We start from the raw sequence: 18,491 nt of genomic DNA on the forward strand, positions 1-18,491 counted from the left end.
GCCCCGCCATTGTGCCAATGCGCCGCCGATCTGCAACCGGGCTTGGCTTGTCCGGCCGCGAGGTTAATGTTGCGCGGCTGCGGTTACTGGTAACTTCGAACCAGCGCGGCCGCGATCATGCCCCAGCCGTCGACCACCAGGAAGAATGCCAGCTTGAAGGGCAAGGCCACGATGGCCGGCGGCACCATCATCATCCCCATCGACATCAGCACGGCCGAGACCACCAGGTCGATGATCAGGAAGGGCAGGGCGACCAGGAAGCCGATCTCGAAGGCGCGCTGCAATTCGCTGAGCATGAAGGCCGGGACCAGCACCGACAGCCGGTCCGGCGCCGCCTGCGGCTCGGGCGAGACCTCGGCCAGGGTGGCGACCATCTCGGGGTCGGTGCGATGCTCCATGAAGCCGCGAAACGGCACGATGCCGCGGGCGAAGGCCTCCTCGACGCTGATCTGGCCGTCGCGCAGCGGCGCGCCGGCGGTGGTCCATGCCTCGGTCAGGACCGGGCTCATCACGAACCAGGTCAGGAACATCGCCAGGCTGACGATCAGCATGTTGGGGGGCGATTGCTGCAGGCCGATAGACTGGCGCAGGATGGACAGCACGGTGACGATGAAGGGAAAGCAGGTCACCATGATGGCGATGCCCGGCGCCAGCGACAGCGCCGTCAGCAGCGCGAGAAGCGTGATCGAGTTCCGCCCGACGCCGTTCGTCACCGTCTCCAGCGCGCCGGCATCCAGCGGCAGATCCTGCGCGACCGCGAGATGCGGCCAGAGCAGGACCAGCAGAACCGGGACGAGGCGCGTCACGATGCGCTGGCCGGGCCGAGGATGCGGACGCAGAGCCGCTGGTCCGCGTCATCGCCGGTGGTCAGCTCGCCCTTGGCGATCACCTTGTCGCCGACGCAGATGTCGACGCCATCGGACATCTCCTGGTCCAGCGTCAGGATGTCGTCGGGGCGCAGCCGCGACAGTTCGGCCACGGTCAGTTGCGTGCCGCCCAGCCGGATGGTGATTTCCACCTGGATCTGGTCGGTTGCAATCAGGCTTGCGAGATCGTCCATGGTCAATCCTCGGTCTTGATGTCGTCGATAAGGGATTTCAGCCCAGCGGCGACCTGCGCCGGGTCAAAGACGATGCTGCCCTGGGCCGAGATCAGTTCGACCAGCGGCTGGCCGGGGCGGGCGTCCTCGATCCGGGCCTGCGGAAAGCTTGCCAGCTCCAGGCAATCGGCCAGTTCGGGGCGCATATCGACCGGAGAACGCAGCACGATCTGCTGTTCCGGCGCATGTTCGGCCAGGCGCTGCAGCTCGGCCAGAAGCGCCTGCCGCAGCCGAGCGGTTTGCGCGGCGGGCGCCAGCTGGTCGACGATGGCATGCAGAACCGGCACCAGCCCGGCCAGGATCTCGCGCCGCAGGCCGGTCTCGTGCTGCCGGCTGGCGGCGAGCTCCTGCCGGCAGGCGACCAGTGCCTGGCACAGGGCGTCGAGGCTGCGCTCGCGCCCTTCGGCCAGGCCTTGCTCGTGTCCGCGCTGATAGGCGTCTTCGACATCCATCGGGCTCACCAGCGGTGCCGACCGGGCGTGGGCTGCGGAAAAGGAATCCAGGCGCAATGCGGCGGGTCTCATACGGGATCCTCACGTTTCTCGATCCAGCCCGACAGGATCTGCAGGCTTTCGTCCTTGCGGGATTTCATCAGCTCCTTCAGCCGACCGACCGGATCGCCCGAATCGGGCAGCGGGGTGAAGTCGATCTCGGGCACCACCTCGGCCACCGCCGCGACCGGGGCCGGCGGTTCGGCCGGCTTGCCGGATTCGAGAGCCTTGACGCCCGGGGCGGCAGAATGATCCAGCGCGGCAAGCGCGGGGTTGCCCGCCGGCCGGGCCCGCAGCAGCGGGCGCAGCAGGAACGCAGCCAGGGCCAGCGCAAAAAGGCCGACCAGCACGATCCGGATCAGGCCGTTCAGGTCCAGCTTCGACAGCAGCCCGCCCTGGCTTGCCAGCGTACCGGCCTCGGACAGCGTCGCGAAAGGCAGCGATTTCACGGTGATCGCGTCGCCGCGGCCTTCGTCGAAGCCCACGGCCGAGGCGACCAGTTCCCGCAGGGACTGCAACTCGGCCTCTTCGCGCGGAACCAGCGTGGTTTCGCCTTTGGAATCGGTCTGCGCGACGCCGTTCACCAGGACGGCGACGGTCAGGCGCCGCGTCGCGCCGGGCTGGCGGGTGACTTCGCGGGTGACCTTGCTGACCTCGAAATTCGAGCGTTGGCGGGTTTCCGACCGCTGCGACTTGCTCTGGTCGGCGCCACTGTCCTTGCCCTCGGGCAGGTTCGAGGCCGCGGTGACCGCGCCCTGCTGCGAATTGGTGCTTTGATCGGCCGTCTCCTCGCTTTCCTGCGAGATCAGGGCGCGCTGCTGCGGATCGAAGCGCTGCTCCGTCATCTGCTCGGATTCGTTGACGACGTCCAGGTTCAGCTCGACGATGGCATTCCCGGCGCCGACATGGGCGCTGAGGATGCGCTCGACGTTGCGCTTCATCTCGGCCTCGCGGTCCTCGCCGGCGAATTCCTCGCCCGAGGAGATCACGCCGCGCTCGCTGTCGATGACGGCCACCCGGTCGGCGGACATGCCCGGCACGCCCGAGGAGACCAGGAACTTCAGCGCCTTGGCCTGGCCGCGGTTGATCGGCGTGCCGTCGGTCGTCAGGGTGACCGACGCGGTCGATTCGGCCTCGCGCCGATAGCCGCGGCCGCTGGGCACGGCCAGGTGGACGCGGGCCGACCTGACGTTCGGCAGCGCCAGGATCGTGCGGGCCAGTTCGCCCTCCTTGGCCCGCCAATAGGCGGCGTCGAACATCTGCGAGGTGGTGCCGAAACCCGACATTCCGTCGAGGATCTCGTATCCGGTGCCGCCGGCCGAGGGGACGCCCTCGCCGGCCAGGGCCATGCGCAGCTCGTCCCGGCGGGTTTCCTCGACCCAGATGGAATCGCCGCGAATTTCGTAGGGAACGCCGGATTTTTCCACGGCAGCCATGACGGCGCCGGATTGCTGGGCGTCCAGCCCCGAATAAAGCAGCGCCATCCCCGGCCGTGCGGCCAGCCAGGCCAGGCCGGCGATGGCAGCGAACGTGAACAGGAAGGCCGCCGCCAGGATGGCCTTCTGCTTTGCGCTTCTCTCGCGCCAGTAGTCTTGCAGCTTCAGCAAAACCGCCCCCTTCGAATCGGCTGATCTTTGTCCGGACCTTCATGGCACGGGGGCGATTAAGAATTGGTTAGCCCGCAGGTGTTATCCAGACCGCAGATGGATGGAGAATCACCATGACCGATGTCGCCGACATCAATACGGAACAGAAATCCGGTCGCGGGCTTGGCCGCATTCTTCTGCCGCTGGGGTTGGCGCTGGCGCTGGGCGGGGGGGGCTTTGCCTCGACCTGGCTCGGGCTGTGGTCGCCGACCGCGCTGCTGGCCGCGAAGAAGGAAGAAAAGCCCGAAACCCTGCCCACGGTCGATTTCGTCGGCCTTCCGCAGATCGTGCTGAGCCTTTCGGGCCCGGTGCCGCGCATGCTGGTGATGACCGTCAAGATCGAGACCGACCAGGCCCACAAGGCCGAGGTCGAGCACCTGACGCCGCGGCTTCTGGACGCCTTCAACAGCTTCCTGGCCGAGATCGACGTCTCGGCCTTCGAGAAGCGGGGGATCCTCGACATCGTCCGGGACGAGCTGGCGACGCGCGCCGTCTATGTCCTGGGCAAGGAGGCGTTCGCCGATGTCCTCATCACGGAGTTCCGCATCCAATGACGATTGCCCAAGTTTTGCAGATCGCCCTGATCGCCTTCACCATCGGCCTGTCCGGCTTCTGCTTCACCCTGGCGCGGCGGCTGCGCAAGCTGAACGACCTTGAAAGCGGGCTTGGCGGCGCCATCGCCGTCATGACCAGCGAGATCGGCCGGCTGGAAAAATCCATCCTGCTTGCCAAGGCCGAGGCGACCAGTGCCACCCAGGCGCTGTCGGACGAGATCGAGCGCGCCAAGCAGGAGCGGGCCTTCTGGATGCTGCAACAGAAATTCGCCGAATCCGGGCAGGCGCGCCCCGCCCGGCTGCAACGGCGCCGCCGGCGCGAAGGGATGGGCTGCGATGCGTAGGCCGCTGCTGTCTTTCCTGGGCGGTGTCATGGTCCTGGCGGCGGCCGGGCAGGCCGTCATGCTGATGGACGGGTTTTCCCGGCTGACGGCGCATGCCGAGCCCTCCGAGCTGATGTCGGGCTGCACCGACGTGCCCGAAGCCGTGGCCCTGGCCGACACGCTGCGCGAGCGCAGCCTGCGCATCGACCGCTACATGCAGGACATGCAGCGGCGCAAGGACGAGATCGCCACGGCCGAAAAGCAGCTGACCGAAAAGCTGGTCGAGCTGCGCAAGCTGAAGCAGCAGATCGGCAGCAATGAGCAGGGCTATGCCCAGGCGCAGAACGACGACATCGCCCGGCTGATCGCGGTCTATGACCAGATGAAGCCGGAACAGGCGGCGATGGTGCTGTCGAACCTGCCGCCGGATTTTGCCGCGCAGATCCTCGCCCGCGTCCAGCCCGAGACCGGCGCCAGGATCATGGCCTCGGTCGAACCGGGGCAGGCAGCCGTCCTCACGTCCTACATGGGCGCAATCAGAGCCAGGAAATAGGTGTAACTCATGTTCGGCATGATCGGCATTGTCTTGACCTTCGCCATGGTCTTCGGCGGATACATTATGGCGGGCGGCAAGCTGGGGGTGATCCTGCACTCGCTGCCCTTCGAGCTGATGATGATCGGCGGCGCCGCCATCGGCTCGTTCCTGCTCTCGAATGAAACGGCGGTGATCAAGCAGGCCCTCTCTGGCATCGGGCGGTCGCTGAAGGGGCCGAAATGGCATGAATCCGACCTGCAGGACGTGCTTTGCCTGCTGTTCCAGCTGTTGCGCATCGCCCGCTCCAGCCCGGTCGAGCTTGAGGAGCATATCGAAAATCCCGAGAACTCGCCGGTGTTCCAGGCCTATCCGCGCATCCTGGCGGACCACCATGCGGTGACGCTGATCACCGACACGTTGCGCTCGGCCAGCCTGAACTACGACGATCCCTACCAGGTCGAGGAGATGCTGTCGCAGCGCATCGGGCTGATGAACGAAGAGGCGATGCACGCCCCGCATGCGTTGCAGAACATGGCCGACGCGCTGCCGGCCCTGGGCATCGTCGCCGCCGTTCTGGGCGTGATCAAGACCATGAGCGCGATCGACCAGCCCCCCGAGGTCCTAGGCAAGATGATCGGCGGCGCGCTGGTCGGCACCTTCCTCGGAGTGTTTCTGGCCTATGCCCTGGTGGCGCCTTTCTCGCAAAGGCTGTCGGCGGTGATGAAGCAGGACCAGGCTTTCTATGACGTGATCAAGTCGGTGCTGGTCGCCGGGCTGCACCAGCACGCCACCAATCTTTGCGTCGAGGTCGGCCGCCAGGCCGCCCCCGAACACGTCCGCCCCTCTTTCGGCGAGCTGGAAACGGCGCTGCGCGAATTGAAGAGGGCGTCGTGATCGCGATCCTGATCCTGTCCAGCGCGCTTGCCACCGCGCCGGCCGGGCAGGAGCCGGCGCGCGACGCGCTGATCCGCGAGGCGACCGAATGGCTGCTGAACGGCGAGGACCTGCCGCGCGACCTTGACGAGCGCCTGATGCGACTGTCCCCCTCGGACCGGATCGAGGCGCTGGTCTTCCTGCGCCGGTCGGGGATGCTGATCGGTCCGGCCTGGAGCGCCGAGCGGCTTCTGGCACCGGCCAAGAATCCGGCCAAGAACATGGAAACCCCGAAATGAGCCTTGCCGAGTCGAACCCGGGCATGTCGGTCGCCGCGCGGCCGCTGGTCATCACCGGCGTGCTGCTGCTGATCGTCCTGTCCATGGTCATTCCCTTGCCGGCCGGCTTGCTGGACGTGGGTATCGCGCTGTCCATCGCCACGGCGACGCTGATCCTGGTCATGGCCTCGCTGGTCGACAAGCCGACCGATTTCCAGGCCTTTCCGGTGCTGCTGCTGATGTCGCTGTTGATCCGGCTGTCGCTGAACATCTCCTCGACGCGGCTGATCCTGACGCATGGCCAGAACGGCCCCTCGGCCGCCGGCCATGTCATCGAGGGCTTCGCCGAATTCGTCGCGGGCGGTTCGCTGCTGGTCGGGCTGACCGTGTTTGCCGTGATCTCGGTGGTGAACTTCATGGTCATCACCAAGGGCTCGGGGCGCATGGCCGAGGTTTCGGCCCGCTTTGCCCTGGATTCGCTGCCCGGCAAGCAGCTGGCCATCGACGGCGACCTGAACTCGGGCGCCATCGACCACGAGGAAGCCAAGCGCCGCCGCACCCGCGAGCAGCGCGAGATCAGCTTCTTCGGCTCGCTCGACGGGGCCTCGAAATTCGTCAAGGGCGACGCCATCGCCGGCCTGGTCATCACCCTGATCAACCTCTTCGTCGGCCTGGCGGCCGGCGTCCTGGTGCATGGCATGCCGGTCGGCGAGGCGATGACCACCTATTCCAAGCTGACCATCGGCGACGGGTTGGTCAGCCAGATTCCGGCGCTGATCACCTCGATGGCCGCGGCGCTGCTGCTGTCGCGCGGCGGCGCGACCGAGAACACCGCCGACCTGCTGTCGCAGCAATTCCTCAGCAACTGGCAGGTTCCCGCGGTCTGCGCCGGGGGCATGGTGCTGGTCGGGCTGGTCCCGGGCATGCCCACGCTGCTGTTCTTCGGCCTGGCCGGAGTTCTGGGCGCCGCTGCCTGGTTCATCCGCAACCGCAAGCCGATCCCGGACGCCGCCGAGACCTTGCCCGCCGAAGCGGCGGCCATCGCCGCGCCCCAGGCCCGCATCGGCGACGTGCTGGACACGGACGAGATCTGCGTCGAGATCGGCGCCGGGCTGATCCTGGGCGCCCTGGATCCGGTGCGCGGCCTGGGCCAGCGCATCACCAACCTGCGGGTCCATATCGCACGCAGCTATGGCCTGATCCTGCCCGACGTGCGCATCACCGACGGCACCGGCTTCGCCGAGGGCGAATATGTCATCCGCCTGCAAGGCGTGGTGCGCGGCAAGGGGGTGCTGCGCCCAATGGGCGTCCTGGCCCTGGGGGCCGAGACCATGCTCGAAGGCCTGCCCGGCGAAAGCGTGCGCGAGCCGGTCTATGGCAGTGCCGCGCGCTGGATCGCCCCCGACTGGCAGGACGATGCCGCCATCGCCGGCGCCACGGTCGTCACCCCGATGGAGGTGCTCTCGACGCATCTGATGGAGGTGGTCAAGACCAACCTGCCGGCGCTGCTGACCCTGTCCTCGATGCAGCGGATGATCCGTGAATTGTGCGGCGTTTCGGACGAACATCGCGCGCAGCTGAACCAGCGCTTCTTCGACAGCATGGTGCCGGACAAGGTCTCGCCCGAGATGCTGCTGGCGGTGCTGCGCGGCATGCTGGAAGAGCGGATCTCGATCCGCAACCTGGTGCTGATCACCGACGCGGTGCATGAGGCGCGCAATGCCGCCACGCCCGAAGCGGTCTATGAGCAGGTTCGCAAGCGCCTGCGCGGCCAGATCACCGAGCAGTTCCTGGACGAGGAAGGCGCACTGAACATCCTGCAGCTGCACCCGCAATGGGAGGCCGACATCGCCCGCGCCGAGGCCGAGGGCGCGCGAACCGGCGCCAGCGTCGTGCCGCAGATCCAGAAGCGGCTTGCCGAGGCGGTGCAGGGCACGCTGCGCGAACTTGCCCCGGGGCTCGAGGTGGTCATCGCGGTGGCCGATCACCGCCGCCGCCTGATCCGCATGATGTTGACCTCGGCCGGGATCGCGACGCCGGTCCTGGGCCTCGACGAAATCGACCCGGCGGCACAGGTCAAGCTGCGGGGAACGGTGGCGCCATGACCGAACTGGCGGCCGATCCGCGCATGATGCCGGCGCTGCTCGGGCTGTTGCTGACCTATTGCCGGGTGCAGGCCTGTTTCCTGACCTTGCCGGTGTTTTCCGAGCGCGCGCTGCCGGTGCGGGTGCGGGCCGCCTTGGCCATGGCGGTAACGCCGCTGCTGGCGGAAAGCGCCCGCGCGCCGGGCGAGGTCGAAAGCCTGCTGCATCTCGCCGCCCTGGCGGCGGGCGAGATCCTGTCGGGCCTGGCGCTGGGGGGGCTGGTGCGAATCTTTGCCTCGGCCCTGGACGTGGCGGCGACCGCCATCGCCTCGACCGCCTCGCTGTCGCAGCTGGTCGGCGTCGCGAATGAATATTCGCCGCATCCGATCGGCAATCTGGCGCATCTGGCCGGGCTTGCCGTGCTGGTGGCCCTGGGCTTTCCGGTCCTGGCCTGCGATCTTCTGCGCGAAAGCCTGGTGCTGCGCCCCTTGGGGGACTGGCCGCAGATCGCCGATCTGCTGCCGAATGCCGTGGCGCTGATCCGGCAGAGTTTCATCCTGGCGATGCTGCTGGCCTCGCCCTTCATCCTGGGCGGGTTCCTGTTCCAGTTGCTGTCGGGGATGATCAGCAAGGTGATGCCCAACCTGCCCATCGTCTTCATCGCCGCCCCGGGGGCCATCATGATGGCGCTGATCGCGCTGGCGGTGCTGACGCCCTCGATCCTGTCGGTCTGGTCCGGCGCGGTCCTCGATGTCTTGGGGGGCCTGCTGCGATGAGCGAGGAAAGCGACGACAAGCAATTCGACGCCTCGGAAAGCAAGCTGCGCCGGGCGCGCGAGGAAGGCGACATCCCCCGCTCGGCCGAGCTGCAGGCCGCGCTGGCCTATCTGGGCTTCTGGTTCGCGGTGCTTTTCGCGGCCGGCTGGGCGGTGCCGGGTTGGGTGCGCATGGCCGCGCGCGCCCTGGGCAGCGAGCCCTGGCCCGACGGGCAGGGCCGGTCGGTCATGGACCTGGCGCAAGCCATGGCTTCGCGCGCGGGGCTGGGGGTGCTGGCCGCGGTCGCGATCATGGCGCTGCCGGTGGTGCTGGGGATCGTGGTCCAGCGCTCGCTGGTGCTGACGCCCAAGAAGCTGCTGCCGGACCCCAAGCGCATCGACCCGTTCAAGAACGCGGGCCAGAAATTCGGCAAGACCGGGCTCATGACCTTTGCCATCTCGCTGGGCAAGGCGGCTCTGGTCGGCGTCGGCGGTTGGTTTCTCTATCGCGCGCTTCTGGACTGGCTGATGAACGCCGGCGGCATGGGTGATCTGCAATGGGTCGAGGGCGTCGGGCTGGTCCTGCGCCGCGCCATCTGGCTGGCGCTGGGGATCGGCACCGTCTTCGCGGGGATCGACCTGGTCTGGAAGCGTCTGGAATACCGCAAGCGCCATCGCATGACGCGGCGCGAGATGCAGGACGAATACAAGGAAAGCGAGGGCGATCCGCATCTGAAGGCGGCGCGCCGGCAGAAGGGCGTCGACATCGTGCTGAGCTCGATGCTGGCCGATGTGCAAAAGGCTGATGTGGTGATCGTCAACCCGACCCATTACGCCGTGGCACTGGAGTGGAAACGGGGCAGCGGTCGCGCACCGGTCTGCCTTGCCAAGGGCGTGGACGAGGTGGCGCGCCGCATCCGGGAACGGGCGAAGGACCATCAGGTGCCGATCTGGTCCGACCCGCCCTGCGCCCGGGCCCTGCACGCCACCGTCGAGATCGGCGACGAGATCGCCCCGGAACATTTCGCCCCGGTGGCCGCGGCGATCCGCTTTGCGGAGGCCATGCGCAAGAAGGCCCGCGACGGCTGGGCGCCCGCGCCGCGCCGCAAGGAGGGGACATGACCCGCAAGACCGCATCCCTGGCCGGGCTGGAGCGCATCGCCCGGTTGAAATCCGACCTGGAGATGCGCCGCTTCGCCGCCTTCCGCGCCCATGTCGAGGCCGCGCGCGCGCGCATCGGCCAGATCGAGCACGAACTCGAATCACTTTACCGGACCGAAGCGCCCTTTTCGGTGGCCGAAGCGCGGCTGGTCAACGCCCTGGCCGGAGAGCGCAGCCGCGCCTTGCTGAGCGCCGAGCGCGAGCTCGAGCGGATGCTGCCCGGCTATGAGCAGGCCCGCCGCTCTGCCGCCCGGGAATTCGGCCGCGCCGAGGCGGTTCATGGCCTGCGCGAGGACATGATCGCCCAGGCACGGCTGGAGCGGATGCGGCGCGACCATGACGGATGAGCGTTCCGGATGGCAAAGTTCGCCCGGAGTTGCTGGCGTTTTGTTTGTACCTCGACGCCGCGAAGCGGGCTGTTTGTGAGTCCCGCTGCGGGCAGCAAGCCGAGCGCCCGGCGCGATCATGGCGCTCCGCTGAAGCCTCGATCCGAAAGCTCGTATTCCCCTTGCATGACCTCAGACATATCGTGCTTATAGTTCACGGGGATTGGCAAGAATCGCTGTTCCGTATTATGGACGAATTGGTTCGGTTTCGGCTCGCGTAGGGCTTGGGTTTATCCGGCGCTGCTGTCGGGTGTGAGTTATGAGTAGGTGTTTGCATGGGAATCAAGTCGCTTCCGGTGACGCGCGGCCGCAAGTTTTTGCAGGTGCTTGAAGGGGCGCGGACGATTTTCCTGCGCGACGGCTTCGAAGGCGCCAGCGTGGACGAGATCGCACGCCAGGCCGGGGTCTCCAAGGCCACGCTCTACAGCTATTTCCCCGACAAGCGCGTCATGTTCATCGAGGTCTTCCGCAACGAGCTGGCGCGCGAGACCGCCGATGCCAGCGCCCTGGTCGAGGTCGACCTGCCGGTCGAGCAGGTGCTGCCCTTCATCGTGCAGATCATCTCGGCGCATCTGATCTCGGAATTCGGGCTGCGCATCTATCGCGTCAGCGTCGGCGAGGCCGAGCGCTTCCCCTCGCTGGCCCGCGAGTATTACGAATCCGGCCTGCTGCTGCTGCGCCGGCAACTGGTCGGCTATCTGGAACGCTGCGTGCAGCGCCATGAATTGTGCATCGCCGATCTCGACCTGGCTGCCGACCAGCTGATCGAGCTTGCCGGCGTCGGCATTCACAACCGCGCCCTGTTCCTCGGGCCGCAGGCGATCGACAAGGACCAGCTGCGCAAGGTCAACCGGGGTGCCGTGCGGATGTTCCTGGCCTGCTATGGCAGCAAGCAGGCCGCCCTGCCCGAGCCGGCGCATTAGCGCCATGGCACCGGCGCCACGCCCGGCGGCGATCTGCCGGGGGCGCTTCTCATTTGCCGACGGCCTGCTTATGATGCCGCGTCAGATCTTTTCGCACTGGATGACCGCCCGATGACCCGAGCCCTGATCGCGCTTCTTGCCCTTGCCCCCCTTGCCGCCTGCGCGCCGGCCTATGCCCCCGAGCCCGAGCCGGTGCCCGCCGTGGCGCCCCTGCCGCCGACCCCCGTCGCCGGCGTCAGCGGCCTGGAATCGCGCGAGCCCGATGCCTGCCACGCCAAGGATTACGTCGCGGCGCTGGGTCAGCCGGGCACCGTCATCTCGACCCTGGGCGTGACGCGCGAATATCGCGTCGTCGAATATCGCGGCATCGAGCCGCAGGAATACAACCCCCTGCGCATCGTCTTCCGCCTGGATGCGGCCGGCAATATCTACAACATCGACTGCGGCTGAGGACGCGGCGATGAAGGCCCTGCTTCTTCTGCTGCCGGTCTGCGCCTTGGCCGGCTGCGTCGAGACCGAAGCCCCGGCGCCCGCCCCGCAGCCCGAGGCCGACAGCTGCCATGCCGCCCAGTTCCGCGGCCTGGTCGGCCAGCCGCGCGCGGTTCTCGACAGCATGAAGCTGCCTCAGGCGACGCGGGTGATCGGACCGCGGGATGCGGTGACGATGGACCTGCGCCCTGACCGGCTGAATTTCGAGATCGATGGCCAGGCCGTCATCGCGAAGATCGGTTGCTACTGAAGGAGGGGGCGCGGCGACCGCGCCCTTTTTCTTTGCGGCGGGTGGTAAAAGGCGGGGGATGCGCATCAGCATCCTTGCGGCGGGGCCCGGCTGAAGAGCGTCGCTGCATGGGCCGTGCCAAGTAAAAAGTGATCCTCACCGGACGATCCCGGCCGAGCGCATGAAGATGGGGATTGAGCACCGCGTGCCGCTGTCCCCGCAGGCGCTGGCGGTCGTGCACCGGGTGCGCGGCTTGGACGAAGTTCTCCATGATGGTGAAGAAGGGCGCGCCGAGGGGCGCGCAAGAGCCCATGAGCTACAATGCGCTTGCGGCGCTGTTCCGGCGGATGGGAATCAGTGGCATCACCGCGCACGGTTTCGATCTTCCGGGACTAGGCCAGCGAAAGCGCGCGGGCGAACGACACGGTCGCCGAAAAGTGCTTGGAGCATAGCGTGCACAACGCTGTGGACCGCAGACGGGAATTGATGGCGCTATGGTCTGATTATTCCCTGCCGCGCACGGGTTGATATTATTCCGCGCCACGGCGCGAAAATAACCCTTCAACAAATAGCTCCACACACCATGGATATTCAGTCATGTTCAGTCACTGAATTGAACGAGGGCCGGCGGAGAAACTGATAAGGGATATCGAGGCGGCGGCGATGCTGTCCCTTCGCAATCCACATTCTGGCGGCGGGTGAAGGGCGGGACTGTCTGTCAGCCTATCCCATTGGTCGCATGGTGCGGTGGCGCCAATGCGATATCGAGGCGGTTATTCAGCGTCCGCTTGAAGCGGGGGGCCGGACTCTGATGATTGGCTTCGAGCCGGGGGGCGGTAATGCCGGGCGGCCGCTCTTACGCTTGTGCAGATGCCCGCATATCTGATGGGTCTGGTGTCGCGGCGCGTGCGGGAATTGCAGGAGGCGGGCGAGCAGGCGCTCAAGGAATACATGGACGTCGTGGCGCATGAAATGGGCAAGCGCACGGGCACGCCCTACGCACCCGATGCGCAGCCGATGGGGCTGCAACGGCGCTCGGGCCGGACGCATGCGTCGGTGACGACCTGCACCATGAAGGACACGGGGCGGCACGGAGACCAAGTTCATGCTGCCGGGCTATCTCAAGGCGCAGGAGTAGGGCGCGGTGATCCGGGCCAAGAATGGGCGCTATCTGGCGATCCCATTGCCGGCCGCGCTGAACGCGAATGGCACGCCCAAGCATTCCAGGCGCGGGGATGGGACAATACGTTCATCATCAAGAGCCGGCGGGGCAATCTGCTGGTGGTGCGCAAGACGATGCATCGGGCGAGCGCGATGTTCAAGGAACGGCTGCGAAAAACCGGCATGTCCTGGGACCGCTACGAGGCCTGGTTTTTCGCCGCGCCGCCCTTCCTGGACGGCGCGTATAGTCAAGGGATACGCCGGGTCAGCAGCGCGTCGCGCAGGATATCTACGATCTGCTGCCCCTTTCCCGGCTCGGGGGTGATGAAGCCGGACCAAGTTTTCCCCGGCGCCCCGGGGCCTCGATCGAACCGAGGAGCGCGGAGGTGGACTAGCGGGTCGTGCCAGCGTCATGATCAACGCCCACAGCCGGAGCCGCGGTAGCTCAGCCCGTCAATCAGGTGGTTCGGGATCTCCTCGATCCGGACGCCCTCATGACCGCGCAGGTCGGCCAGCTCGATGGCATCTCCGTAATCCGGATCCGCGGCGAGCATCCACTCCGTGCCCTGGAAAACCGGGTCAACGATCAGGGTTAGCTGCGCCGCGAAGGGGTTGACCTCGCCCGTCACGGCCGCGGTGATCGGCGAGATCAGCTGCTGCGCTGCCATCTCCAGCTCCTCACTGACGACCAGATATTTGGGCGTCAGGCCCATCGGCTCACCGTCGATGTCGGTCACCTTGCGCAGCGCGGCGCGGGCTTTCGCCAGTCCATGCTTGCTCAGTGCATCCGGAATCAGGTTGCCGCGGCTGGCGTGGAACAGCGCCTTGCCGTCCGCGAGTTTCGCGGATTGTTGTCGATCTCGAGCCGGCCATCGAAGATAAAGCGTTGCAGCGCCTCGAAAGAGTTGAGCGTATAGTTGATGGCGGTCTTCAGCTTACCCTGCGCGACCTCCTTATGCTCCTCGAGCAGCCTCTCGATTTCGCTGACGATCGGGAGGGTCCGTTCCCGACGCTTGGCTTCACGCTCAGCAAAAGGAAGATAGGCCGCCGCCTTCTCGACAACATACATTCCCTTGATCAGGTCCACGAACCGCCTGGACAGCGGGCTGTTGGAAAGCTCTTCGAATTTCCGCCTGGTATGCGCCCAACAGCGAACCGGCGACATTGCGTCGTTCCGGCCGTCGGCCTTGAAGAGGACATTATACCCGGCGTAGCCATCGATCTGGAGATGGCGGATCGCTGTTCCCGACATCAGCCCCTTGATCGTTTCGCCGGACCGTGACGATCGCGCCTGAAAGGCGACCACCGGCCTAGCATCCGGGTTCCATTTCCGCTCATCACGCAAGAAGGCATAGATGTAGAACCTGTCGCACCGGCCCTTGCCCTTCTGTTTGGCCGCCCCTTGCCGTTGAACGCGGATCGGCGTCTCGTCGGCATGCACAACCTCGCCGGCCTTGACGTAGTCGAACATCGCCTCCTGGATAGGTGCCAACGCGGAGGCGACATGGATCGCGCTCCGGTTGAGAGTGCTGTCGGCGTGACCGATCCCCTGGTTCCTGATCCTGCGACCCGCCCGGGTGTTGGTGCTGTGCTCGTAATGTTTCTGCGCCGCAAAGGTGAGAACCGTTTCGAGGCTCAGTTTCTTGCGCTTCATGATATGGCGACTTGCCTGCTGGCAGTTGGGGCCTGTCTCCTTGCAGGCCTGTTTGCCGCAGACGCCCTGATAGTAGACATGTGAGCTACTCCCCATCTCTTGGACAGTTTCCGGGATGATTTAAGCTACTCTCTGCCCCTGCTGATCGGTTTCGATCTGGTTGAAGTAGACCACGGCGGGCGGCTGTCCGCCATGGGCGGCGTGGGGCCGCTGGTGGTTGTAGAAGGTGATCCATCGGCCAACGCCCGCCTTCGCCTGCGAGCCGGTCTCCCAGGCGTGCAGATAGACGCACTCATACTTCAGGGACCGCCAAAGGCGCTCGATGAAGATGTTGTCGAGACACCGGCCCTTGCCGTCCATCGAGATCCGGGTGCCGATCCGTTTCAGCCGGTCGGTCCAGGCGAAGGACGTGAACTGCGAGCCCTGATCGGTGTTCATGATCTCGGGCGGGCCGAAGCGGTGGACCGCCTCGTTCAGCGCCTCGACGCAGAAGTCGGCTTCGAGCGTGTTCGAGATGCGCCAGGCCAGCACCTTGCGGGTGAACCAGTCCATGATGGCGACCAGGTAGAGGAAGCCTCGTCGCATCGGCAGATAGGTGATGTCGGCACACCAGGCATGGTTGTGCCGATCGACCCGCAGGCCACCCAGCAGATAGGGGTAGGTCTTGTGCCCCTTCGCAGGCTTGCTGGTGTTGGGCTTCTGGTAGATCGGCATCAGACGCATGAGCCGCATCAGCCGCCGGATGCGCTTCATGTTCACTGGGTGCCCTTCGTTCTGCAGGTGCCAGGTCATCTGCTGGACGCCGTAGAAGGGGGTTTCCAGGAACTGACGGTCGATCAGCCGCATGAGCGCCAGGTTCATCTCGGTCTCGCCCTGCGGTGCGTAGTAGAACGACGACCGCGAGATCGACAGCAGACGGCATTGCGCCCCGACCGACAGCGTGGGGTGAGAGCGTTCGATCATCCCGCGCCTCACCTGCCGGTCCAGGGCTTGAGCTTTCGTGACAAAAAATCGTTGGCGACGGCCAGCTCTCCGATCTTGGCGTGCAGCGATCGCACCGTCTCCTCGTCGACCTCGGCCTTCTTCTTCCTGCCGCGTTCGAAGATGTCCGATGCCCCCTCGAGCAGCGCCTTCTTCCACTGGTGGATCATCGTCGGATGCACGCCGTATTCCGCGGCCAGCTCCGACACGGTGCGCTCGCCCTTCACGGCTTCCAGCGCCACGCGAGCCTTGAAGCCCGCGTCATGGTTCCTGCGTTTCGACATCGTCTGTTCTCCTCGTTCTTGGAGACCAGCAGACGGAAGATCAGAGCTTACGTCACTGTCCGATTTTCGGGGAGGTGCTCAGGTGGCCCGCGAATGGTCCGGCTTCGATCGGATCGATCACCCCCGCTTCGCCAAGCTTTTCCGCAGATTCAGATCCAGCCGCCCGATCCCCCTGGTCGAGCACCTGCCGGAGAAGATCCGGATGTTTCGCGGCCAGGACGTCGGCGACGCCTTCGGCCTGGCGTGGACCACCGATCGCGCCGTGGCGGAGGGCTTCGCGCAGGGGCACCGGGGCATCGTCCATGATGACCCCTACGTCTACGAGATCACCGTGCCCAAGGAGGAGGTCGCGTTTGCATGCGATGACCGCGGCGAGGCCGAGATCGTCCTTCTGAGCATCACGCCGGCGATGGTCCGACAGACCATCGAAAACGCCGCCTGAAAGGCTCGGATTCTGAGGGGGCGTTACCGTTTGGTAACGAGGGCGCACCCCGAACCGCTAGCTGGTCCAGCGGAGATTTCTGAAAAATTCAACGATTTCAGGATGTTGTGGCGGAGACGAAGGGATTCGAACCCTCGAGGCGGTTTCCCGCCTGCACCCTTAGCAGGGGTGTGCCTTCGACCACTCGGCCACGTCTCCGCCGCCCCGTATATGGGGCAATCTGCAAGGAAACAAGGGGCTATCGGAGAGATGGCGCGACCGGCCGACCAGCGCGGGATTTCCGCAATTTCTTGCGGCCCGTCATGCCACAGGCGTGGTGTGCGGAGGTGGTTTTGCGCTCCGGCCCGCATAAGAACGGCGTGGCGGGCCGGCGAGGCTCGGCATGGGGGAGCGGAGCCGAGCCAGGTGCAGACCTCTTTCCGCGCGATCTTCAGCAGAGCCTGGTCCCATCGAGGCCGCGGAGCTCGTCCGGCTACCGATCCCGGACGGCGCCGGCCTCGCCCGCGGCGCGGGTCTCGGTCAGGGTGGCGCCGGTGGACAGGGCCTCGGGGTCCAGGCGCAGGTCCAGCACCGCCAGCGTGCCGGCGGCGCGGGCGCGGGCGAAGGCGGCGGCGAAATCCTCTTGCCGGGTGACGTTTTCGCCGAAGCCGCCATGGGCGCGGGCCAGCGCGGCGAAGTCGGGGTTCGCGAGATCGGTGCCCGAGACCCGGCCGGGATAGCTGCGTTCCTGATGCATGCGGATGGTGCCGTAGCGGCCATTGTTCGCCACCAGCACGATCACGGCGGCGCCATGCTGGGCAGCCGTCGATAGCTCGTTCATCGTCATCTGCAGGCAGCCGTCGCCGGCCATGCAGACCACCGTGCGGCCGGGATGCTGCAGCTTGGCGGCGATGGCCGCGGGCAGGCCGTAGCCCATCGAGCCCGAGGTCGGCGCCAGCTGGCTGCCCCAGCGCCGGAAGCGATAGTAGCGATGCACGAAAGCCGCGTAATTGCCGGCGCCGTTGGTGATGACCGCATCCTCGGGCAGGGTGTCCGAGAGCCAGCGCACCACGGCCTCCATCCGCACCGCGCCGGGGGTGGGCTGCGGCTGCTGCCAGGCCTCGTATGCGGCGCGCAGCCCGGCGGTCCAGTCGTCCCAGCGGCGCGGCGCGGGCAGCGCCGCCAGCGCCGCGACCACGGCGCGCGGATCGGCCACCAGCCCCGGATCGGGCCGCCACAGGTGCCCCAGCTCATCGGGCGCGGGGTGGACATGGATCACCCGCGCCTGCGGGCGCACCGGGTCCATCAGCTCATAGCCGCGGGTCAGCGTGTCGCCCAGCCGCGCGCCCAGGGACAGCAGGCAATCCGCCTGCGCCAGCGCCTGGCCCAGGGCCGGGTTCATGCCGACGCCCAGGTCGCCGACATAGTTCGGATGCGCGTTGTCCATATGCCCCTGGCGGCGGAAGGGCACGGCGACCGGCAGGCCCCAGCTTGCGGCAAAGCGCGCCAGGTCGTCGGCCGCCGCCTGCGACCAGAGCGTGCCGCCCGGGATCACCAGCGGGCGCTCGGCCCCGGCCAGCGCCTCGGCCAGCGCCGCGACCGACTCGGGCGCCACCGCCGCCAGGGCCGCGGCGGGCGGCGGAATGTCGGGCACCTCGGCGCGGGCGCTCAGCATGTCCTCGGGCAGGGCCAGCACCACCGGGCCGGGCCGCCCCGAGACCGCCAGGTGAAAGGCACGCGACAGGTATTCGGGGATGCGCTCGGTCTGGTCGATCTGTGCCACCCATTTCGCCAGCGGGCCGAACATGGCGCGGTAATCGACCTCCTGGAAGGCATCGCGGTCGCGGTCGGCGCGGGCGATCTGGCCCACGAACAGGATCATCGGCGTGGAATCCTGCCGCGCCACATGCACGCCGGCGCTGGCATTCGTCGCCCCCGGCCCGCGGGTGACGAAGGCCACGCCCGGCCGGCCGGTCAGCTTGCCATGCGCCTCGGCCATCATCGCCGCCGCGCCCTCGTGCCGGCAGACGATGTTCCGGATGCCCGAGCCGTGCAGCCCGTCCAGCGCCGCCAGGAAGCTTTCGCCGGGGACCGAGAACACCCGCGCGACCCCGTTCGCCTTCAACGCATCGACCAGAATCTGCCCGCCGTGCCGCATCGATGCC

At 66.9% G+C, this 18,491-nt stretch carries 21 protein-coding genes, 1 tRNA gene and 1 pseudogene; 14 read left to right on the forward strand and 9 right to left on the reverse strand.

Translation table 11 applies throughout. The annotated features are described in order from the left end of the window. Nucleotides 1-83 precede the first annotated feature (83 nt). The 4 genes from fliP to fliF form a co-directional block, all read right to left on the reverse strand. Entirely contained in the window at nt 84-806 is a 723-nt protein-coding gene (fliP, locus tag PARN5_RS0108280) for a flagellar type III secretion system pore protein FliP (RefSeq protein ID WP_017999310.1), read from the reverse strand. Then, nucleotides 803-1,060, reverse strand: a complete 258-nt coding sequence (locus PARN5_RS0108285) for a FliM/FliN family flagellar motor C-terminal domain-containing protein (RefSeq protein WP_017999311.1) — start codon at nt 1,058-1,060, stop codon at nt 803-805. Before PARN5_RS0108285 ends, fliP begins: the two co-directional genes overlap by 4 nt. Nucleotides 1,061-1,062: 2 nt before the next feature. After that, nucleotides 1,063-1,551, reverse strand: coding sequence for a hypothetical protein (locus PARN5_RS0108290; RefSeq protein ID WP_017999312.1), 489 nt, complete (start codon nt 1,549-1,551; stop codon nt 1,063-1,065). Between the two features lie 68 nt (nt 1,552-1,619). Next, the gene (gene fliF / locus PARN5_RS0108295; protein WP_017999313.1) at nt 1,620-3,197 is read right to left on the reverse strand and encodes a flagellar basal-body MS-ring/collar protein FliF; all 1,578 of its coding nucleotides are present in this window, start codon (nt 3,195-3,197) and stop codon (nt 1,620-1,622) included. A gap of 113 nt (nt 3,198-3,310) precedes the next feature. Between fliF and PARN5_RS0108300 the strand changes: the two genes are divergently transcribed. From PARN5_RS0108300 to PARN5_RS0108360, 13 genes are all read left to right on the forward strand, one after another. Beyond that, nucleotides 3,311-3,790, forward strand: coding sequence for a flagellar basal body-associated FliL family protein (locus PARN5_RS0108300; protein WP_017999314.1), 480 nt, complete (start codon nt 3,311-3,313; stop codon nt 3,788-3,790). After that, the gene (locus PARN5_RS0108305) at nt 3,787-4,134 is read left to right on the forward strand and encodes a hypothetical protein (RefSeq protein ID WP_026155280.1); all 348 of its coding nucleotides are present in this window, start codon (nt 3,787-3,789) and stop codon (nt 4,132-4,134) included. The genes PARN5_RS0108300 and PARN5_RS0108305 overlap by 4 nt, the downstream gene beginning before the upstream one ends. Further along, nucleotides 4,127-4,666, forward strand: coding sequence for a hypothetical protein (locus PARN5_RS0108310; protein ID WP_017999316.1), 540 nt, complete (start codon nt 4,127-4,129; stop codon nt 4,664-4,666). The genes PARN5_RS0108305 and PARN5_RS0108310 overlap by 8 nt, the downstream gene beginning before the upstream one ends. A gap of 9 nt (nt 4,667-4,675) precedes the next feature. After that, nucleotides 4,676-5,542 carry a flagellar motor stator protein MotA gene (gene motA, locus PARN5_RS0108315; protein WP_017999317.1) on the forward strand — a complete coding sequence of 289 codons (867 nt, stop codon included), beginning with the start codon at nt 4,676-4,678 and terminating at the stop codon, nt 5,540-5,542. After that, nucleotides 5,539-5,820, forward strand: coding sequence for a hypothetical protein (locus PARN5_RS0108320; protein ID WP_017999318.1), 282 nt, complete (start codon nt 5,539-5,541; stop codon nt 5,818-5,820). Before motA ends, PARN5_RS0108320 begins: the two co-directional genes overlap by 4 nt. After that, nucleotides 5,817-7,904 carry a flagellar biosynthesis protein FlhA gene (locus PARN5_RS0108325; RefSeq protein ID WP_017999319.1) on the forward strand — a complete coding sequence of 696 codons (2,088 nt, stop codon included), beginning with the start codon at nt 5,817-5,819 and terminating at the stop codon, nt 7,902-7,904. The genes PARN5_RS0108320 and PARN5_RS0108325 overlap by 4 nt, the downstream gene beginning before the upstream one ends. After that, nucleotides 7,901-8,659 carry a flagellar biosynthetic protein FliR gene (locus tag PARN5_RS0108330; protein ID WP_017999320.1) on the forward strand — a complete coding sequence of 253 codons (759 nt, stop codon included), beginning with the start codon at nt 7,901-7,903 and terminating at the stop codon, nt 8,657-8,659. The genes PARN5_RS0108325 and PARN5_RS0108330 overlap by 4 nt, the downstream gene beginning before the upstream one ends. Beyond that, a complete protein-coding gene (locus PARN5_RS0108335) occupies nt 8,656-9,759 on the forward strand; it encodes a flagellar type III secretion system protein FlhB (RefSeq protein WP_017999321.1) in 1,104 nt (367 codons plus the stop codon). Before PARN5_RS0108330 ends, PARN5_RS0108335 begins: the two co-directional genes overlap by 4 nt. After that, entirely contained in the window at nt 9,756-10,145 is a 390-nt protein-coding gene (locus PARN5_RS0108340; protein ID WP_017999322.1) for a hypothetical protein, read from the forward strand. Before PARN5_RS0108335 ends, PARN5_RS0108340 begins: the two co-directional genes overlap by 4 nt. A 314-nt stretch (nt 10,146-10,459) precedes the next feature. Further along, the gene (locus PARN5_RS0108345; RefSeq protein ID WP_017999323.1) at nt 10,460-11,107 is read left to right on the forward strand and encodes a TetR/AcrR family transcriptional regulator; all 648 of its coding nucleotides are present in this window, start codon (nt 10,460-10,462) and stop codon (nt 11,105-11,107) included. Nucleotides 11,108-11,218: 111 nt separating this feature from the next. Further along, entirely contained in the window at nt 11,219-11,557 is a 339-nt protein-coding gene (locus PARN5_RS0108350) for a hypothetical protein (protein WP_017999324.1), read from the forward strand. Between the two features lie 10 nt (nt 11,558-11,567). Next, complete coding sequence (locus tag PARN5_RS0108355; RefSeq protein ID WP_017999325.1) at nt 11,568-11,846, forward strand: I78 family peptidase inhibitor; 279 nt, start codon at nt 11,568-11,570, stop codon at nt 11,844-11,846. An 849-nt stretch (nt 11,847-12,695) separates the two neighbouring features. Continuing rightward, nucleotides 12,696-13,430 carry a hypothetical protein gene (locus PARN5_RS0108360; RefSeq protein ID WP_026155281.1) on the forward strand — a complete coding sequence of 245 codons (735 nt, stop codon included), beginning with the start codon at nt 12,696-12,698 and terminating at the stop codon, nt 13,428-13,430. Here PARN5_RS0108360 and PARN5_RS0108365 read toward each other — a convergent pair. The 3 genes and pseudogenes from PARN5_RS0108365 to PARN5_RS0108375 form a co-directional block, all read right to left on the reverse strand. Continuing rightward, a complete protein-coding gene (locus PARN5_RS0108365; RefSeq protein ID WP_157404021.1) occupies nt 13,403-13,807 on the reverse strand; it encodes a Mu-like prophage major head subunit gpT family protein in 405 nt (134 codons plus the stop codon). The two genes, PARN5_RS0108360 and PARN5_RS0108365, sit on opposite strands and share 28 nt — an antisense overlap. Next, nucleotides 13,780-14,640, reverse strand: coding sequence for a transposase (locus PARN5_RS0108370; protein WP_017999328.1), 861 nt, complete (start codon nt 14,638-14,640; stop codon nt 13,780-13,782). The genes PARN5_RS0108365 and PARN5_RS0108370 overlap by 28 nt, the downstream gene beginning before the upstream one ends. 120 nt (nt 14,641-14,760) lie before the next feature. Beyond that, a pseudogene (locus tag PARN5_RS0108375) lies at nt 14,761-15,905 on the reverse strand (IS3 family transposase). An 82-nt stretch (nt 15,906-15,987) separates the two neighbouring features. Between PARN5_RS0108375 and PARN5_RS0108385 the strand changes: the two are divergent. Beyond that, nucleotides 15,988-16,347, forward strand: coding sequence for a hypothetical protein (locus tag PARN5_RS0108385; protein ID WP_017999329.1), 360 nt, complete (start codon nt 15,988-15,990; stop codon nt 16,345-16,347). A 108-nt stretch (nt 16,348-16,455) separates the two neighbouring features. On the opposite strand, the gene PARN5_RS0108390 is transcribed toward PARN5_RS0108385, so the two are convergent. After that, nucleotides 16,456-16,545, reverse strand: a tRNA-Ser gene (locus PARN5_RS0108390). A 274-nt stretch (nt 16,546-16,819) separates the two neighbouring features. Then, complete coding sequence (locus tag PARN5_RS0108395; protein ID WP_017999330.1) at nt 16,820-18,484, reverse strand: thiamine pyrophosphate-binding protein; 1,665 nt, start codon at nt 18,482-18,484, stop codon at nt 16,820-16,822. Between the last annotated feature and the right edge of the window lie 7 nt (nt 18,485-18,491).

The sequence above is a fragment of the Paracoccus sp. N5 genome (genome assembly GCF_000371965.1).
GTDB lineage: Bacteria > Pseudomonadota > Alphaproteobacteria > Rhodobacterales > Rhodobacteraceae > Paracoccus.

Bases quoted from the DNA above. Each gene is read 5' to 3' on its own strand.
- PARN5_RS0108350 (WP_017999324.1), top strand. From the start codon at position 11,219: ATGACCCGAGCCCTGATCGCGCTTCTTGCCCTTGCCCCCCTTGCCGCC.
- motA (WP_017999317.1), top strand. From the start codon at position 4,676: ATGTTCGGCATGATCGGCATTGTCTTGACCTTCGCCATGGTCTTCGGC.
- PARN5_RS0108395 (WP_017999330.1), bottom strand. From the start codon at position 18,484: ATGCGGCACGGCGGGCAGATTCTGGTCGATGCGTTGAAGGCGAACGGG.
- PARN5_RS0108355 (WP_017999325.1), top strand. From the start codon at position 11,568: ATGAAGGCCCTGCTTCTTCTGCTGCCGGTCTGCGCCTTGGCCGGCTGC.
- PARN5_RS0108290 (WP_017999312.1), bottom strand. From the start codon at position 1,551: ATGGATGTCGAAGACGCCTATCAGCGCGGACACGAGCAAGGCCTGGCC.
- PARN5_RS0108345 (WP_017999323.1), top strand. From the start codon at position 10,460: ATGGGAATCAAGTCGCTTCCGGTGACGCGCGGCCGCAAGTTTTTGCAG.
- PARN5_RS0108335 (WP_017999321.1), top strand. From the start codon at position 8,656: ATGAGCGAGGAAAGCGACGACAAGCAATTCGACGCCTCGGAAAGCAAG.
- PARN5_RS0108340 (WP_017999322.1), top strand. From the start codon at position 9,756: ATGACCCGCAAGACCGCATCCCTGGCCGGGCTGGAGCGCATCGCCCGG.
- PARN5_RS0108300 (WP_017999314.1), top strand. From the start codon at position 3,311: ATGACCGATGTCGCCGACATCAATACGGAACAGAAATCCGGTCGCGGG.
- PARN5_RS0108285 (WP_017999311.1), bottom strand. From the start codon at position 1,060: ATGGACGATCTCGCAAGCCTGATTGCAACCGACCAGATCCAGGTGGAA.
- PARN5_RS0108370 (WP_017999328.1), bottom strand. From the start codon at position 14,640: ATGAAGCGCAAGAAACTGAGCCTCGAAACGGTTCTCACCTTTGCGGCG.
- PARN5_RS0108325 (WP_017999319.1), top strand. From the start codon at position 5,817: ATGAGCCTTGCCGAGTCGAACCCGGGCATGTCGGTCGCCGCGCGGCCG.
- PARN5_RS0108310 (WP_017999316.1), top strand. From the start codon at position 4,127: ATGCGTAGGCCGCTGCTGTCTTTCCTGGGCGGTGTCATGGTCCTGGCG.
- PARN5_RS0108305 (WP_026155280.1), top strand. From the start codon at position 3,787: ATGACGATTGCCCAAGTTTTGCAGATCGCCCTGATCGCCTTCACCATC.
- PARN5_RS0108360 (WP_026155281.1), top strand. From the start codon at position 12,696: ATGCCCGCATATCTGATGGGTCTGGTGTCGCGGCGCGTGCGGGAATTG.
- PARN5_RS0108330 (WP_017999320.1), top strand. From the start codon at position 7,901: ATGACCGAACTGGCGGCCGATCCGCGCATGATGCCGGCGCTGCTCGGG.